Here is a 17,364-nt window from a genome sequence, read left to right on the forward strand (position 1 = left end):
CAGAGGCGCCGGTGAGACCGCGCGGCCATCAACGCGATCTTCCCCCTTCGATCACCTGCGCTCAGAGATTGGATCTGATTGTGTCCGACCACTATGACCGCTGTCACACCTTACGTGAAGATCTGATCGCCACTACAACCTCCGGTACTCAGCATGTCATTCGATGCCCGTCGCCGTGAGGCGTCCACGAGCAATGGTGTGATTCGCGATGGCGGGCAAGGTCTCGGTGAGCCTCGCGCCCTCCTGAAGATCCAGCCGCGAGTCGAGGGCGTAGACACTGAACCGATAGGTGTCACCGTCGCGGCAGGGCGCATCGTACCCGACCTTGCCGCTGGTCACCCGGCCCTGGCGGGCGCCCTGGGGCACGGCGCTCTCGACCAGCACCGTGGTGCGGAAGTCGACGTTGAACACCACCCAGTGCACCGACGAGCCGTCCGAGGAGCCGTCGTCGACCACCAAGGCGATCGACTTGGCCGTGGCGGGAATGTTGGACCAGCGCAGCGGGGGGTTGCCCACCCCTCCGCACGCGTACTCCTTCGGCAGGGGCGCGCCGTTGCGGAACTGCGAGCTGGAGACGGTCACCGAGTCGACCGGCCGATCCGCCCCCACGGCACCGCAGCCGGACACGGCGGTGACCCCTATGGTCACGCCCACCACGGCAGAACGCGCGCGTCCGGCCAATCTCGGCTGCCCCATGACCGACGATGCTACGCGGAACTCGCCACCATGCTGACCCGATCCCACTCATCGGTGTCATCGACGACACGCATCGGTGTCATCGACGTGCACGGACAAGTCCTGCGATCAGCCAGAATCTAGGCAGGAGACGCGTCCTGCGAGGGGGTGAGATTGCCCACAGAGGTAAGTTTCGCGATTCTCGGCCCCCTTGAGGTCCGCCGGGACGGCCAGGCAGTCGAGATCGGCGGCCAGCGGCTGCGTGCCCTGCTCGCCCTGCTGTTGCTGACGCCGGGCCGTACCGTGCCGACCCAGACGCTCATCTCCGGCGTGTGGGAGGACCGCCCGCCGAGCGGCGTCGGCAACGCCCTGCAGGCCCTGGTCTCCCGGCTGCGCGCCGCCCTCCGCGCCGACCGCGGCCTGGTCGTCGCCGAGCCGCACGGGTACCGGCTGTCGGTGCCCCCCGGCGACGTGGACGCCCACGCGTTCGCCCGCCTCGCCCGCGCCGGCCGCGCCGCGCTCGGCGACGGCGACGCCGCACGGGCCGCCGCGACGCTGCGCGAGGCGCTGCGGCTGTGGCGCGGCCCGGCGCTGCCCGAGTTGTCCGGCACCGAGGTCGGCGGCGCCGAGATCGCCCGGCTGGAACAGCTCCGGCTCGCCGCGATCGAGGACCGCGTCGAGGCGGACCTGCGGCTGGGCGCACACGACGGCCTCCCCGCAGAAATCACCCGGCTGATCGCCGCCCACCCGCTCCGCGAGCGGCTGCGCGGTCAGTTGATGCGCGCCCTGTACGAGTCCGGCCGCCAGGTGGAGGCCCTCGCCGCCTACGAGGAGGCCAGGGCGTACTTCGCCGATCGGCTCGGCGCCGACCCTTCGCCCGAACTGGCCGAACTACACCTGGCGATGCTTCGCCGCGAGCACAAACCGCCCACCCCGCCCCGACCACCCCACGCCGTCACCTCCGGACCGTCCCCCGCCTCGCCCCTTCCGCCTGCCTCGCTGCCGTCTCCCGCATCGGCTCCCGGGTCGGCCCCTGGGTCGGCCTCTGTGCCCCTTGCTGATTCGGCGTCTCTGTCTGGGTCGGCTGCTGGGTCGGCTGGGGTGTCCTTCCCTTCGCCGGGTTCCGGGTCGTCTCCCGCCTCATCTCTTCCATCTGGCTCGGTGCCGTCTCCCACGTCGGCTCCCGGGTCGGCCCCTGGGTCGGCCTCTGTGCCGCCTGCTGATTCGGCGTCTCTGTCTGGGTCGGCTGCTGGGTCGGCTGGGGTGTCCTTCCCTTCGCCGGGTTCCGGGTCGGCCCCTGCCTCGTCTGTTCCGTCTGGTTCGGTGCCGTCTCCCGCGTCGGCCTCCGCCTCGGGGCCCGGTTCGGCCTCTGTGCCGCCTGCTCAGTCGGCGTCTCCGCTCGGGTCGGCTGCCGGGTCGGCTGCCGCGTCATTCCCTCCGCCGGGCTCCGGGTCGCCCTTCGCGTCCGCCCCCGTACCGTCTGCCGAATCGGTACTTCCGTCGGCGTCCCCCACGGCGGGTCCCCCCACGCCTGCGGCCGTCCGTGTCGGCAACCTGCGTGCCCGTCTCACCAGCTTCGTCGGCCGCGAGCAGGAGGTCGAGCGGGTCGGCCGCCTGCTCGCCGAGCGGCGGCTGGTCACCCTGGTCGGGCCCGGTGGGGCGGGCAAGACCCGGCTCGCGGTGGAGTCCGCCGACGCGATCGGCGACCGCATGCCCGACGGGGTGTGGCTGGTGGAACTGGCCCCCCTACGCGACGAGGTCGAGATCCCCCAGGCGGTGCTGGCCGCGCTGGGCCTGCGTGACATGACCCCGGTCGCCTCCCCGCGCGGCCCCACGTCCCGTTCACCCGAGGGCGGCGATCCGGTGAGCCGGCTGGTGACGCTGCTCGGCGCGCGCACCACGCTGCTCGTGCTCGACAACTGCGAGCACCTGGTGGACGGCGCCGCCCGGCTCGCCGACCGGCTGCTGGCCGAGTGTCCCGGCGTGCGCGTGCTGGCCACCAGCCGGGAGCCGCTCGGCATCACCGGCGAGACGCTGCTGACGGTGCCGCCGCTGGGCCTGCCGGCTCCCGACGATCCGGACGCGCGGGAGTCTCCGGCGGTCCGGCTGTTCCTGGATCGGGCATCCGGCGTACGGCCCGGCCACCGCATCGACGACCCTACGGCGGTGGTGCGCATCTGCCGGGCGCTCGACGGGCTGCCGCTGGCGATCGAGCTCGCCGCGGCGCGGTTGCGCTCCCTGTCCGCCGAGCAGATCGCCGCCCGGCTCGGCGACCGGTTCCGGCTGCTGACCGGCGGGAGCCGTACGGCCCTGCCCCGGCACCAGACGCTGCGCGCGGTCGTCGAGTGGAGCTGGGAGCTGCTGGACGAGCAGGAGCTGCGGCTGGTACGGCGGCTCGCCGTGTTCGCGGGCGGCGCCACCCTGGAGACGATCGAGGGCGTCTGCGCCGGGGACGGCCTGCACGAGGACGACATCCTCGACGTGCTGGCCCGCCTGGTCGACAAGTCGCTGGTCGTCATGGAGGAGCGGGACGGCGTCCCCCGCTACCGCATGCTGGAGACAATCCGGGCGTACGCCTCGGAACGGCTCGTCGAGGCGGGCGAGGAGGATCGCTACCGGCTGGCCCACGCGCGCCGCTTCCTCGACCTGGCCACGACCGCCGAGCCGCATCTGCGGCGGCACGAGCAGATCGAGTGGCTTGAGACGCTGTCGAGCGAACACGACAACCTGACCGGCGCGCTGCACTGGGCGATGACCGCCGGACGCGCCGAACTGGCCGCCGCGATCACCGGCGAGCTGCTGTGGTACTGGTGGCTGATCGGTCACCGGGCCGAGGGAGCCCGGTGGGCGAGGGCCGTCCTGCGCCTGGTGCGGGAGAGCGGCGCGTCCGTCGATCCGCGGGACCTCGCGCTGCTGTACGTGGGTTTCGCCATCAACGGCCAGGGCGCCGGGCTGCCGCCGGACGAGGAGATCCGCGCATCGCTGGAGGAGGCGGCGCGGCTGGGGCGCGAGCACGGCCACCGCAACCCGCTGTCGATGCTCGCCGACCCGATCCTGGCGGTGATGACCTGGAACGAGGAGCTTGAGGAGCCGATCGCGGACCTCGTCCCGCATCCCGACCCCTGGGTCCGCGCGGTCGCCCGGATGTTCCGGGCCTACCTGTGGCTGAACTTCGGCCGGATCGCCGAGGCGGAACCGGAGGCGGAGCATGCGGTGCGGCTGTTCCGGGAGACGGGCGACCGGTGGGGCATCGGCATGTGCCTGTCGGCCCTCGCCGGGATCCACCTGCTGCGCGGCAACTTCCGCCAGGCCGTCGCGGTGCTGAAGGAGACGCTGGACCTCACCGCGGCGATGGGCAATCAGGAGGATCTGCCGCACATCCGCTGCACGATCGCCATGGCGGTCTACGTGGCCGGTGACCGGGAGCGCGCGCTGGCCCACTTGGAGGAGGCCGAACGGCTCTACGAGAAGGTGCGTGACGAGGTCGGCATGTCCTTCCTGCACCACGTCCGCGGCGAGATCGCCCGTTGGGAGGGCGACCTGGACAAGGCCCGACGTGAGTACGCCACCGCGGCCACGGCGATGCCCCACATCCGTCGCGTCGCACCCCAGCAGGTCTCGCTGGTGCTGCTCGGCCATGCCTTCCTGGCCCTGGAGGAAAACGACCTGCCCCGCGCCGGTCGTCTGCTCGAAGACGCGCTCGACGGGGCCATCGAAAGCATGGACGGCCAGGTACTGGCGGCCAACGCCGTCGGCGCCGCCGCCCTCGCCCTGGCCCGGGGCGAGCCACGGAAGGCCGCGACCATGCTCGGAGTAGGCCACCGCCTCCGCGGCAGCCACGACCCCGCGAGCCTCGACTGCGTCCGCGTCGTCGACCAGACGAAGGCAACCCTCGGCCCTGCCTTCGACACGGAATACGAGCGCGGACGCGCCCTGCCCCGCGATGAGGCCCTTGCTCTGCTCACGGCTGATGTCTTGGCTCCTCATGTTTCGTGACGCCATGATCCGGGGTGCGGCCGGGAAGCGAATGGCCGGTGCCGGAGGCGATCGGTCGATCGGCTTCGGCACCGGCCCGGGGATCGCCGGCCCGTTGTCGGGCGTGGCGGAGGTTACGTGCGTCGGAAGGCGCGGACGGACAGGGGGAGGAAGACGAGGACGAGTGCTGCGGCCCAGAGCAGGGACGGGGTGATGTTCTCGGCGACCGGGCCGCCGCTGAGCAGGCCGCGGATCGTGTCGGCCAGGAAGGTGACCGGGTTGACCTCGACCCAGGTCTGCAGCCAGTCGGGCAGGGTGTCGAGCGGCACGAACGCGTTGCTGGTGAAGGTGATCGGCATCATCGTGGAGAAGGCCACGATTTGCACCTTCTCAGGATCCGACGCCTTGAGGCCGATCAGGACCGACATCCAGGACATCGCAAGGGCGAAGGTGAGCAGCAGCGCCAGGGAGCCGACGACGCCGAGGACTCCGGTGTGCACGCGGAACCCCAGGATCATGCCGAGGCCGAGGAACAGGGCGAACGCCCACACCTGCTTGAGGGTGTCGGCCACGATGCGGCCAGCCAGGGGGGCGACGCGGGAGATCGGCAGGCTGCGCAGCCGGTCGAACACGCCCTTCTTGATGTCGGTGTTGAGGCCGAGCGCCGTGCTCAGCGTGGCGAACAGCATGTTCTGCACGATCAAACCCGGCAGCGAGAACTGCAGGTAGTCCCCGGTCGAACCGGCGATCGCACCGCCGAACACGTAGGTGAACAGCAGCAGGAACATGATGGGCTGCACCGACAGGTCGAGCAGTTCCATCGGGTTGTGCTTGACCTGCACGAGACTGCGCCAGGCCAAGGTCATCGTGTGTCGCAGCGTGCCCAGCGGGCCGATGCGCTGCGCCGCCCGATAGGCGGTCGGCGCCTCCTGCGCGATCGCGGTCATGCGGCCCTCCCCTCCTGAGCCGCGGCGTCGCCCGGCTCCTCCTCGGCGCGGTGCCCGGTCAGGGCGAGGAAGACCTCGTCCAGGGTGGACTTGCGCAGTGACAGCTCCGTGGCGATCACGCCCAGGTCGTCCAGCCGTCGGACGATCAGCGGCACGAGGGCGGGATCGGTGAGATTCGCCGTGGCCTGGCCGCCCGCCGTGTCGGGCGCGGTGCCGGCCACGTCGGCGATGACCTGCGCGACCAGGTCGAGATGCTCGGCCCGCCGTGGGCGCACCTGGAGCACCTGGGCGCCGGTGGTCGCCTTCAGCTCGTCGGAGGTGCCCTTGGCGATGACCCTGCCGTGGTCGAACACGACGATGTCATCCGCGAGTTGGTCGGCCTCCTCCAGATACTGCGTGGTGAGCAGCACCGTCACGCCGTCGGCCATCAGGCCGCGCACCACGTCCCACAACTCGGTACGGCTGCGCGGGTCGAGCCCGGTCGTCGGCTCGTCCAGGAACAGGATCCGGGGCCGCCCCACCAGGCTGGCCGCCAGGTCCAATCGGCGGCGCATGCCGCCCGAGTACGTCTTGGCGGCCCTCCCGGCCGCGTCGGTCAGGTCGAAACGCTCCAGCAACTCGGCCGCCCGCCGCTTGGCGTCGGCGCGGGACAGGTCGAGCAGGCGGCCGATCATCACCAGGTTCTCCGCGCCGGTCAGCGTCTCGTCGACCGCCGCGTACTGACCGGTCAGGCCGATCAGCGAACGCACCTGGTGGGCCTGCCTGACCACGTCGAACCCGCCCACGGTCGCCCGGCCGCCGTCCGGCCGGAGCAGCGTGGCGAGGATGCGCACGGCGGTCGTCTTCCCCGCGCCGTTCGGCCCGAGCACGCCGAGCAACCTTCCCTGCGGCACGACCAGATCGACGCCGTCGAGGGCCCGCGTCTCGCCGTAGCGCTTGGCGAGCCCTTCGGCCTCAATGGCGTTTTGCATCGCACGAACTCCTTCTGCATGTAGTCGCCGCCATGCTGCCAGTCACCACTGACAGAATCCTGAGCGGCGGCTGACGGCCGCGGGCGTTCGCTGACAGGGCCGCAATGCCGGACGGCTGTAGGCGATCAATGGCGGTCCGGCGAGCGCCGGTCGGTCGACGGCGTTCGCTGATCGCTTACGGGCGCGAAATGCCGGGCGGCCGTTGGCGATGGTCTCTGCTGGTTCGGCGAGCGTCGGCCGACGGCGCCGCACGTGCGCTGACGCGCTGACGACCACGACCCGCCGTGCGCGTCGGCGATGTCAGCGCACGTGCGCCGACGGAGGTGAATCTCCCGCGATGACGTTGAGCGATCCCCGATGGTCCGGCGAGTGCGGTTCGATGGCGTCGCGCGGTCACTGATCGGGTGGCGAGTTACCGCCGCCGACGGCCCGATCGCCGACGGGGCCGCGGATGCCGCCGACGGCGCTGAGAGATCGCTGACACCGGGGCGTACTCGACATCAGGCACTAGGGTTGATGACGTGTCCATCGCCCTGCGTGCTCCTGCTCACCGGATATCGCCGCGCGCGATCGTGCTGTGGCTGGTCCACGAGATCATCGGAATCGTGATCTTCGTTGCGTTGGCCATGCTGATCTCCACCTGGATCGACGGCAGCGGCTGGTCGTGGGTGCCGACATGGATTTACGACAACATCCGCTGGCTGCCCCTCCTGGTCGCGGGCATCATGACCCCGCTCGCGTTCATCGAGACGTTCTGGCGGTACGCGGTGCACCGCTGGGAGTTTTCCGACGATGTGGTGTACGCCCGATCCGGCTGGTTCAGTCGGGAATGGGTTTTCGTCCCGGTGAGCCGCGTGCAGACGGTCGACAAGACGCAGGGCTGGCTCGAACGCGCCCTGGGCCTCGCCACCCTTGAAATCAGAACCGCCTCGTACGCGGGATCGTCCTCCATCAAGGGCCTGGACTACGCGGTGGCCGCCACCCTCGCCGAACAGATCGCCCAGCGCGCCCAGCAGCTCCGGGACGATGCCACATGACGCAACCTCACGATCCCGCCGCCCGGCCGGGGGGAGAGCCGCACCCCGATTCGGCCCCTCCCCCTCCCGGCCCCGAAGCCGCGAGGCCGGAATCGTATGGCCCTGGAGCCGTTTCACACCGCCCGCAGGCGGCCCCACACGACGCCGGGCCAGGACCGTACGGTCATGGAGCGGGACAGCTCGCCCCTGAGAAGCACGGCCCCGAGGCGGGGCGGTACGCCCCTGGATCGGGAGAGCACGGCTCCGAAGCGGGTCGGTACGGCCCTGGAGCGCAACCGAACGGCCCGGCGATGCCGCCCTGGGGCACGTGGCCGGGGCAGCCGCCCGGCGGACCGCAGGTCCTCCCGCCGACCCGGCTGAGCCCTCGGGTGCTGCTGATCGACCCGGTGCGCACGCTGAAGTCGCTCTTCGTGCCGCTGGTGGGCGTGCTCTTCGTGGGCGGATTCTCGCCGCGATCGTTCCTGTGGGCCGGTCTGGGCATCGTCATCACCGTCGTCTACACCTCGCTCCGCTGGGCCACGTTCACCTACCAGGTGGTGGGCGACCGCCTGGAGCTGAACCGCGCGCTGATCGGCCGCTCGATCCGCACGATCCCCCTCGACCGGATCCGCGGCGTGGACATCAGCACCCCGCCGCTGCATCGCCTGCTGGGGCTCGCCGTGCTCCGGGTCGACACCGGCGCGAGCGGCGCGGGCGCGCAGGAGGGCGAGCTCAACGCGCTCACCATCGGGCAGGCCGAGCGCGTCCGCGCCCTGCTGCTCCAGCGCGCGGCGGCGACCCAGGCCGCCGAGGGCGTGGCGGCGGACGCGAGGGTCGAGGCGGGGGCTGCGGGCGCGGGGCCCGAGGCGGGGGCGGCGTCGCCCGGTGCCGTCGGCCCCGACCGGTCTGCCGAGCCGGAGCAGGTGCTGGCCCGCGTGCCGCGATCCTGGCTCAAGTACGGCCCGCTGTCGGGGGCCTATCTGCTCACCCCGTTCGCCTTGCTCGCCGGTGCGATAGGGCTGGTTTTCCAGGCCGGTCAGGAACTCGGGATCAGCGCGAGCACGGCCCGCAGCATCGGCGAGTGGATCTTGGAGCGCCCCTACCTGCTGGTCGGCGCCGCCGTCGTGCTGGTGCTGGCGATGCCCCTGGTCGGCGGCGTGATGTACGCGATCTTCCACTGGGACTTCACCCTGCGCCGCCGCGGCGACTTCCTCGTCGCCGAACGCGGGCTCATCACCCGTCGCAGCGTCTCCCTGGAGCACCAGCGGGTCCGCGGCTACGAGGTGCTGGACGGCATCGGCGAGCGACCCGCCGGCGTGGTACGGCTGCGCGCCATCGTCACCGGCCTCGGCGACTCCTCCAGCAGGGGCCAACTCCTGCCCGCCACCCCCCGGCCATACGCCCTGGACACGATGGCCCAGGCGATCTGGCCCTTCACCCTGCCCCTCGAACGCCACCCCCCGGCCGCCCTCCGCCGCCGTCTCTTCCGGGCCATCGCCCCGTGGGCGCTCGTCGCCGTGATCGCCTTCGCCGTCGGCTGGCTGATCGTCGCCTTCGCCGCCGTCGCCCTGGCCCTCCTCGGCATCCCCCTGGGCCTGGACCGCTACCGCTCCCTGGGCCACACCTTCGACGGCGAACACCTCGCCGTACGCTCGGGCTCGCTGCGCCGCACCCAGGCCAACCTCGAAGGCCGCGCCGTCGTCGGCTGGACCATCCGCCAGACCCTGTTCCAGCGCCAGGCCGGCGTCATGACCGTCATCGCCGGCGTGGGCGCGGGAAGCGGCGGCTACTCCGCCATCGACGTGGGGGAGTCCCAGGGCGTCGACTTCGCCGCCAAAGTCACCCCGGCCTGGATCGAACCGTTCCGGACCTCCTCACCACCGCCGCCCAACGACAAGGGATAAGGCCCTGCCGATCACAGGGTTGGACGCCGTCCAAGAGGCGCCGGTCAGCGCCGTACACCTGCGCGCCGCTGCGGCGCCCGGAAGGGATGGCCCAGGATGGCGCGGCGTAGCAGTGTGGTCTCCGCACCAGAGACCTCCGTGGCCAGAAACCAGGGTGCCCAGGGGCGTTGGGGCGAAGTAAGCCCGAGTTGGTCGCGGTCTAGTGGTATGTCCGAGTCGTCCAAGATTCAGGTGATGGACGGGGATATGGGTCGCCGGCTTCGCCGTGATGGGGGCGAAGCCGGCGGATCGGGCTTGGGGCCTCCTTGCCGGTGGGTGCGGGTCAGTCCTGGCGGCGGGCGCCGAACATGATTTCGTCCCAGGTGGGGACGGAGGCGCGGCGGCTGCGGGAGCCCTTGCGGGAGCGGGGTGCCTTGGCCGGTTTGACGGGCTGAGGGGGAGGGGCCGGCTGGGGCGGAACGGGTTGCGGGGCCGGGTCGGCGGCCTGCTCCGTCGCGGGGTCCTCGATCGGCGGCTCCGGTTTGGGGGCGGCGTCGGCGCCGTCCTCGCTGGTGCGGGCGGCGGGGACGGCCACCGGCTCTGCCGGGGCCTTCGTCGGAGGGGTGGCCGGGAGAGGCTTGCGCGCGACCGGTGGGGCCGGGACCTTCGCGACGATGGGCTCGGCTGCGGGCTTGGCGGGCTGAGGATCGTTTACCGGTGGCTCGACCACGCGGGGCTCGGGAACCACGAGGTCGGGTTTGGGGCTGGGGGACGGCGCGGGGACCGGGGGCGCGGGCCTGGGCGGCACGGGCGTCCCGGACACAGGCGTCCCGGACGCGGGGGTCTCGGCCGCAGGGGCCGACGGCGCGGGAGCGGACGGCGCAGGGGCCGACGGTGTGGGTGTGGGCGTTGGCTGGGCCGTGCCGGGCTCGGACGCCGACGGATCCGGGGCCGAAGGCTTGGCCGGGGAGTGGCCGGGGGTCGATTCCGTCGTCGATCCCAGTGACGTCGCGGGCTCGGATGCCGGGCGGGCGGGTGCCGATGCCTTTGCCGGACCTGTGGGGTCCGTCGGCAGCGTTTCCGCTATCGGCGAGGCGACGTGCGGCGATTCCGGGGTCGCGGGCTCGATCGAGGGCTCGGCGGCCGACGCCTCCGAGGCCGGGGACTCGAAGGCGGGGCGGGCGGCCGTGGCGGGCTCCTGGGCCGGGAGGCCGGTTTCCGCCGGTTCGGACGCGGGCCGGGCCGCCACGACGGGGCGTACCGCCTGGTCGGGCTCGGGGGACGCGGACAGGTCGGGGGCGGACGGCTCGAAGCCCCGGCCGGACGCGGGCGCGTCGGTGGGCGTGGCCGTCTCGGGGGCGAAGGAGGCGGGCGGGCGTGGGTCGGCGCGGTGGGCGGGGTCGGCGGGGAGCGCGCGGTCGTCGCCGAGGAACGCGGCGGGCAGGCCGAGGGGCTCGCGGGGGGATGGGGGACGCCGGTCGAGGGGCGGCCTGATGGAGTCCGCGGTGATGAGGTCGGAGTCGGGATCGACGGGCACCGGAGGCAGCGGCGGCGGCGTGGCGGGGTCGCCGGGCGCGTCGGAGCGCAGTGGCGTGAACTGCGGGGGGAGGTCGTTGATCGCCGGTACGGGGGCGAGCTTGGCGGCGAGGCGCGGCACGAACGGGGTGACGGTGGTGTCCTCGACCGGCTCCACGTACTCGGCGGCCGACAGGCGCATCGCCTCGTCGTCGTGTGGGGTGATGTGGCGGCGGCGCGGGTCGAACAGCCACTCGGCGTGCCGGGTGTGGCCGTTCCAGACGTAGCCGAGCTTGACCCGCCACAGTCCGTCGTCGCGCTTGCAGGAGTCCCAGTCGATCTCGTCGGTGGGCACGCCCCGCCGGGTCAGCCGCTCGATGACCAGCTCGCCGAGGGTCGGGCGGGGGCCGCCGGCCTCACCGGGCATGCGTACGGCGATGCGTTGCGCCTGCTGGGCCATGTACTCGCGCTCTTGCAGCACGGGGCCCTCGAACCAGCGGACCCGCTCGACCGGGATCCCCGCGGTGGCGGCGATCTCCTCGGCGGTCTCTCCCGCGCGGATGCGAGCCTGGATCTCCTTGGGGCGCAACGGACTCTCCACTTCGATCTCGTACTGGCCGAGACGGGAGAAGTTGCCGCGGACGGCTGCACGGAGCCGGTCGTCCACGGGGAGCGTGAAGCGCGTACCTCGGCCGGCCGTCGCCAGCACCAGGTACGTGCCGTCTTCGCTCACCGCGACGAGTCGGAGCTCCTGCATGCGAGTCCCTTCGTCGTCGTGCTCAATCTTCCCCCGGACCCTTGAGTCTCTCGCGTGAGTCGGTTCCCTGCCAGCACCGTACCCGGCATGTCCGAACATCGCCTTCCTAGGGGGCGCCGGAGTCGCTGTGACGCCGGTCACATTTGTCGTAATCACCCTTATACAGACCACCGGCGTATGGCAACCGGCAACGGCCTTTGACGGATTCTCGCGAATCGGACGCGGTCGTGCCGTGAACTTGGGCGAAGAGTTCGAAGAAGAATTCACGCGCCCACATCCTTGAGGAGGCCGCGCCGTCACCCCTCCCGGTTTGCCAAGTCCTTGCCGCCGCGCGGGTTACTACCCCGCCCGAAAGGCCGCTAACCAGGCGCAACCCGGCATCGCCCGGCATCGCCCGGCATCGTCCGTCCCCGCGCCGCTCACCCCAGGACCGCGTCCAGGTGGTCGTTGCCGAACAGCCGGCGCGGGTCGAGCCTCGCCCGCAGCGCGGCGAAGTCGCCGAAGCGCGGGTACGCCGTGGCGAGGTAGGCCGCGTCCCGCGTGTGCAGCTTGCCCCAGTGCGGGCGGCCGTCGAGCCGTACCATGATCTGCTCGGCCGCCTCGAAGTAGGCGGGCAGGGGCATGCGCCGGTAGACGTGGAAGGCGAGGTACGCGGTGGCGCGGCCGTACGCGGTGGACAGCCACGCGTCGCTCGGCGGCGACACCCGCACCTCGACCGGGAAGACGATGTTCCAGTCGCCGCGGTCGATCAGGTCGCGCACCTCACGCAACGCCTGCGGGAGCCGTTCGGCGGGGATCGCGTACTCCATCTCAAGGAACCGCACCCGGCGCACCGTGGCGAACACCCGGTGCGACACGTCGGTGTACGCGGCGGCGGTGAGCGCGCGGCCGGACAGCCGGTTGATCGCCGGGATCGTCCGGGGGAACAGCGTCCCCACCTCGCACACCGCCCCGAAGACCGTGTTCTCCAGGAACACGTTGTCGAACCACCGCTTGAACCCGCCGGAGCCGGTGACCGGCCCGTCGTCGCGGTTGTGCAGCTTGACCATGCAGAAGTCGGTGTGCGGGAACCAGAAGAAGTCCACGTGCTCGTTGCGCGTGGTGAGCTCCTCCAGCGTCTCCAGCACCTCGCCGAACCGCATCGGCCGCCGTTCGGAGCGCAGCCGGAACGCGGGCACCACCTTGAGGGTCACCTCGGTGACCACGCCGAGCGCCCCGAGCCCGACCCGGGCCGCGTCGAACAGGTCGCGCCGCTCGGGGTCCGGGTCGTCCTCGCCCACCTCGACGACCGAGCCGTCGGCGAGCACGAGTTCCAGGGCGGCGACCTGGTCGGCGAGCCCGCCGACGTCCCGCCCGGAGCCGTGGGTGCCGGTCTGGATCGCCCCGGCGACGGTCTGCGCGGTGATGTCGCCCATGTTGGCCAGGGCGAGGCCGCGCCGGTGCAGCTCCTCGTTGAGCACGTGCAGGGGAGTGCCCGCCGCGACCCTGACTCGTCCGTCGCCGGCCTCGCGCACCCCGGTGAGGGCGTGCGGCCGCAGCAGCAGGCCCTCGGTGAGCGCCACGCCGGTGAACGAGTGCCCGCTGCCGGCCATGCGCACCCGCCGCCCGGTCTCGGCCGCCTCCGCGACGGCCGCCGCCACCTCCCGCGTGCAGGACGGCGTCCGCACCTCGATGGGGGTGGCGACCTGGTTACCCGCCCAGTTGCGGAACACCTCGCTCATGAACGTGAACGATACTCATGAACCTTGGTCGCCGGTAGGGTGCGCGGCCGGGCGAACCGTCGTCTCCGGCACGCGTAGCAGCGCCGAGCCGCCGAGCGCGATGCCGACCGCGAGCAGTCCGCTCAGCAGGGAGAAGGCGTAGGCGTTGGACGCGCCGAACAGGTCGGTCAGCCGTCCGCCCGCCCAGGCGCCGATGGCCACGCCGAAGCCCACCGACGTGGAGATCCACGACATGCCCTCGGTGAGCAGGTGCGTCGGCACCAGCCGCTCGACCAGCGCGTAGCCGGTGATGATGGTCGGGGAGATCGCCAGCCCGGCGACGAACAGCGTCACCCCCATGGCGATGACGTTGTCGATCAGCACGATCGGGGTGAGCCCGGCGGCGAACACCGCCAGCCCGCGCCGGAACCGGGTGTGCAGCGAGATCTTCCAGGCCCGCGCGCCGTACCAGAGCCCGGCGACCAGGCTGCCCCCGGCGAACGCGCCCAGCAGCGGCCCCGCCGCGCTCTTGACCCCATGATCCTCGGCGAACGCCACGGTGATCAGATCGACCGAGCCGAACACCGCGCCCATCGCGAGGAAGACGGCCGACAGCAGCGCGATGCCCGGGATGAGGATCGGGGTGCCCTGGTGCCGCCTCCCGGTGCGCACCACCGGAGGCGCGGTACGGCGCTGCAACGCGAAGGCCACCGTCCCGCCGACGGCGAGCACCACCGCCAGCAGCAGCCCGGCGTACGGGCTGACCATGGTGGCCAGCGCGGTCACGATCGTCGGGCCGGACACGAAGATCACCTCGTCGGCCACCGACTCGAACGAGAACGCCGTGTGCAGCCGCGCCGAGCCGGAGAACAGGTACGTCCACCGCGCCCGCACCATCGAGCCGAGCGAGGTGGCCGCCGCGCCCGCGACCGCGCCGGCGACGAACAGCGTCCAGACCGGGGCGCCGTTCCCGGCCAGCAGCATGAGCGCGACCAGCGCCGCGCCGTGCAGCAGCACCAGCGGGATGAGCACGCGGGTCTGGCCGAACATGTCCACCAGCCGCCCCGACAGCGGCCCGGCGACGGCGAAGGCGACCGAGACGGTCGCCGAGATCGCGCCGGCGGTCGCGTACGACCCGGTCAGGGCGGAGATCAGCAGGACGACGCCGATGCCGAGCATCGACATGGGCATCCGCCCGATGAATCCGGTGATGACGAAACCCTTGACCCCGGGCAGGCTGAAGAGATCACGATACGGCCCGACCACGTCGTCTTCCTTCCACTCACGACCACGCGCCCGTGAGGGCGCGCCCACGCGATGCCCGCCCACGGCATCGCGATCGCCGTTCGTGCTCAGCGGACGGCGAAGCCCACCCGAGACATACGGAATGTCCCCTTTGACCTTGACTCACCGATTACGTACGCACAAGTTATTTTTCTCGTACGTTCCCGACACAAGGTCATTGCGTCTAACGTTTGCGCCGTGTCCCGTCTTCCCCAACTCGCCCTGGTGGTCGGTACCTTGGCCGGGGTGATTCTCGTCACCATCGCGGCGGCCGGAACCTTCCTGCTGGTACGCGGCGGCCCGGATGGTACGGACGGCGCGGACGGCGCGGACACGGCGTTCGGAGGCTTCGACGCGACCGCCCCGACCGGCGGAACCGGCGACAGGGGCACGGCGGATGCGCCGCAGGGGGCCGCGCGCGCCGACCTCCCGTCGGCGATCTCCCTCCTGGCCATGCCCGGCGACCGCGCCGCCGCCGGCTCCGGACCCGATCAGGCGGGGCCCGCCGCCTCGCCGGGAGGCCAGGCCACCGGCACCGCCCCGACCGTGATCAAGCTCAGCCCGCCCACCCTCGTGGCGGTCGCCCCCCGCCCCCTCACCGACGACCACCTGCGCCGGATCCGCACCCTGCGGCACGTGAACAAGACCGCCACCCTCGGCGGCGGCGCGGTCCGCGTCTCCGGCGTCACGCTCAACCTGCTCGCCGTACCGGTGGAGGAGTTCCGCGCCTGGACGCCCGTCGGCGTCGCCGACCGCCCTGAGCCGTGGGACGCCCTGCGCCGCGGCGAGTTCATCGCCGAGGCCGCCACCGCCCGTCGGCTCAGCCTTGTCCCCGGCGCGTACTACCAGCTCGACGGCGGCCCCCGCCTGCGCCTGGCGGCCTCCGCCGCGATCGGCCTGCCCGGCGTGGACGGCTACGTCAGCGAGGAGACCGGACGTCGGCTCGGCCTCATGCCCGGCGCGGTCGTGCTGGTGAACGGCCCGGCGGCACAGGCGACCACGGTGTCCCGCCAGGTGCGCCGCGTGCTCGGCGACGGCAGCCAGGTCGCCCTGACCGGCCCCGCAGCCGCCGCTCGCCCCGCCCCGAGCGCGTCCGCCACCCCGCTCGCGTCCGCCGCCCCGCCCTCCCGGGAGACCTTCACCGGCCGCGTCGGCAGGCCCGGCAGCTACATCGAGCTCTACCAGCGGGCCGCCACCCTGTGCCCCGGCCTGTCGTGGACCGTCCTCGCCGCGATCGGCCAGGTGGAGAGCGGCCACGGCCGCAACAACGGCCCGTCGTCGGCCGGGGCGCTCGGCCCCATGCAGTTCATGCCCGCCACCTGGAAGGTGTACGGCGTGGACGGCGACGGCGACGGCAAGGCCGACATCTGGAGCCCGTACGACGCGGTCCCCGGCGCGGCGAACTACCTGTGCGCCGTCGGCGCCGGGCAGGGCGGGAGAAAACTGGAGAAGGCGGTCTGGCACTACAACCACTCGTGGTCGTACGTCGCCAAGGTCCTCAACCTGGCCAACGCCTACGCCGCCGCCTACCCGTGACGACGTGACCGGGGTCAGGCCGCCACACCCCTGAGCGGCGTCCGCGACGGAGGGCGATCCCGCGACCGATCCACGACGACAGGCCCGACGCACGTCCGGCCGACGGGTGAACCCGACCCCCGGTTACGGCCGGACGCCCGGACGCTTTGGAGCCGGGCAGCAGAAGGCCGGGCAGTTGACCGGCTCGGGCTCGGCGAGCAGGTCGGCGACCATCGCGGCGAAGCGCGGATGGGTGTCCGCCGTGGCGGCGCGGGTCAACGGTATGCCGAGCTCGCGGGCCACCTCCGCCGCCTCGACGTCGAGGTCGTAGACGACCTCCATGTGGTCGCTGACGAACCCGATCGGCACCAGCACGACCGCCTCGACGCCCTCCTTGCCCAGCACGCGCAGGTGGTCGCAGACGTCCGGCTCCAGCCACGGCACGTGCGGCGGGCCGCTGCGGCTCTGCCACACCAGGTCCCAGTCCCCGCGGCCCACCCGATCCGCCACGAGCCCCGCCACCCGGCGCAACTGCACCTCGTACCCGCCGCCCCACGGGCTCGCGCCCGCCGCCATCGACACCGGGATGCTGTGCGCGGTGAACACCAGCCGCGCCCGGTCCCGCACCTGCTCGGGCAGCCGCCCCAGCGCCTCGGCCGCGTGATCGGCGAACGCCTCGATGAAGGCCGGGTGGTCGTAGTAGTGGCGCAGCCGTACGACCTCGGGGGCCCCGGGCACCTGCGCGCGCGCCCGCTCGATGTCGTCGAGATACTGCCTGCAACTCGAATAGGAGCTGTAGGCCGAGGTGATGAACGCCGCCGCGCGCCGCACCCCGTCGCCCGCCATCTCCCGCAGCGTGTCCGCGAGGAACGGATGCCAGTTGCGGTTCCCCCAGTAGATCGGCAGGTCCACGTGCGGCCGAATCGCCTCGATGAGCTCCCGGCACTGCCGGTTGATCGGGCTCACCCCGCCGAACCGCTGGTAGTGGGCCTCGACCTCCAGCAGCCGCTCGCGCGGCACGCCGCGCCCCCGTACGACGTTCTCCAGAAACGGCATCACGTCGTCGGGCTTCTCCGGCCCGCCGAACGAGACGACGAGCAAAGCGTCATAACTCCCCATGCCTCCA

11 protein-coding genes are annotated in these 17,364 nt (G+C 72.4%); 4 read left to right on the forward strand and 7 right to left on the reverse strand.

Annotated features, from left to right (window positions below):
* Window positions 1-156 precede the first annotated feature (156 nt).
* A complete protein-coding gene (locus tag AB0K60_RS01825; RefSeq protein ID WP_364047463.1) occupies window positions 157-648 on the reverse strand; it encodes a YbhB/YbcL family Raf kinase inhibitor-like protein in 492 nt (163 codons plus the stop codon).
* A gap of 201 nt (window positions 649-849) precedes the next feature.
* Here AB0K60_RS01825 and AB0K60_RS01830 point away from each other — a divergent pair, with 201 nt between their 5' ends.
* Window positions 850-4,671: a BTAD domain-containing putative transcriptional regulator gene (locus tag AB0K60_RS01830; protein WP_364047465.1), complete on the forward strand. Its 3,822-nt coding sequence runs from the start codon at window positions 850-852 to the stop codon at window positions 4,669-4,671.
* A gap of 113 nt (window positions 4,672-4,784) precedes the next feature.
* Here AB0K60_RS01830 and AB0K60_RS01835 read toward each other — a convergent pair whose 3' ends face one another.
* Window positions 4,785-5,597, reverse strand: coding sequence for an ABC transporter permease (locus tag AB0K60_RS01835; RefSeq protein ID WP_364047467.1), 813 nt, complete (start codon window positions 5,595-5,597; stop codon window positions 4,785-4,787).
* Complete coding sequence (locus AB0K60_RS01840) at window positions 5,594-6,568, reverse strand: ATP-binding cassette domain-containing protein (protein WP_364047469.1); 975 nt, start codon at window positions 6,566-6,568, stop codon at window positions 5,594-5,596. Before AB0K60_RS01840 ends, AB0K60_RS01835 begins: the two co-directional genes overlap by 4 nt.
* Window positions 6,569-7,089: 521 nt before the next feature.
* Between AB0K60_RS01840 and AB0K60_RS01845 the strand changes: the two genes are divergently transcribed.
* Both AB0K60_RS01845 and AB0K60_RS01850 read left to right on the forward strand, forming a co-directional pair.
* A complete protein-coding gene (locus tag AB0K60_RS01845; protein WP_364047471.1) occupies window positions 7,090-7,605 on the forward strand; it encodes a PH domain-containing protein in 516 nt (171 codons plus the stop codon).
* Between the two features lie 290 nt (window positions 7,606-7,895).
* Window positions 7,896-9,488 (forward strand): PH domain-containing protein, encoded by a 1,593-nt coding sequence (locus tag AB0K60_RS01850; RefSeq protein WP_364047473.1) that lies wholly within the window; start codon window positions 7,896-7,898, stop codon window positions 9,486-9,488.
* Window positions 9,489-9,810: 322 nt separating this feature from the next.
* On the opposite strand, the gene sepH is transcribed toward AB0K60_RS01850, so the two are convergent.
* The 3 genes from sepH to AB0K60_RS01865 all read right to left on the reverse strand — a co-directional run bounded on the left by sepH (window position 9,811) and on the right by AB0K60_RS01865 (window position 14,705).
* Window positions 9,811-11,739, reverse strand: coding sequence for a septation protein SepH (gene sepH / locus AB0K60_RS01855; RefSeq protein WP_364047475.1), 1,929 nt, complete (start codon window positions 11,737-11,739; stop codon window positions 9,811-9,813).
* Between the two features lie 419 nt (window positions 11,740-12,158).
* On the reverse strand, window positions 12,159-13,460 hold the full coding sequence (locus AB0K60_RS01860) for a D-arabinono-1,4-lactone oxidase (RefSeq protein ID WP_364047477.1): 1,302 nt from the start codon (window positions 13,458-13,460) through the stop codon (window positions 12,159-12,161).
* Between the two features lie 15 nt (window positions 13,461-13,475).
* On the reverse strand, window positions 13,476-14,705 hold the full coding sequence (locus tag AB0K60_RS01865) for an MFS transporter (RefSeq protein ID WP_364047479.1): 1,230 nt from the start codon (window positions 14,703-14,705) through the stop codon (window positions 13,476-13,478).
* A gap of 216 nt (window positions 14,706-14,921) precedes the next feature.
* Here AB0K60_RS01865 and AB0K60_RS01870 point away from each other — a divergent pair, with 216 nt between their 5' ends.
* Window positions 14,922-16,259 carry a lytic transglycosylase domain-containing protein gene (locus tag AB0K60_RS01870; RefSeq protein ID WP_364047481.1) on the forward strand — a complete coding sequence of 446 codons (1,338 nt, stop codon included), beginning with the start codon at window positions 14,922-14,924 and terminating at the stop codon, window positions 16,257-16,259.
* Between the two features lie 123 nt (window positions 16,260-16,382).
* On the opposite strand, the gene AB0K60_RS01875 is transcribed toward AB0K60_RS01870, so the two are convergent.
* Window positions 16,383-17,357: a ferrochelatase gene (locus AB0K60_RS01875; RefSeq protein WP_364047483.1), complete on the reverse strand. Its 975-nt coding sequence runs from the start codon at window positions 17,355-17,357 to the stop codon at window positions 16,383-16,385.
* Between the last annotated feature and the right edge of the window lie 7 nt (window positions 17,358-17,364).

It is taken from the genome of Thermopolyspora sp. NPDC052614 (genome assembly GCF_040678635.1).
Lineage (GTDB): Bacteria > Actinomycetota > Actinomycetes > Streptosporangiales > Streptosporangiaceae > Thermopolyspora.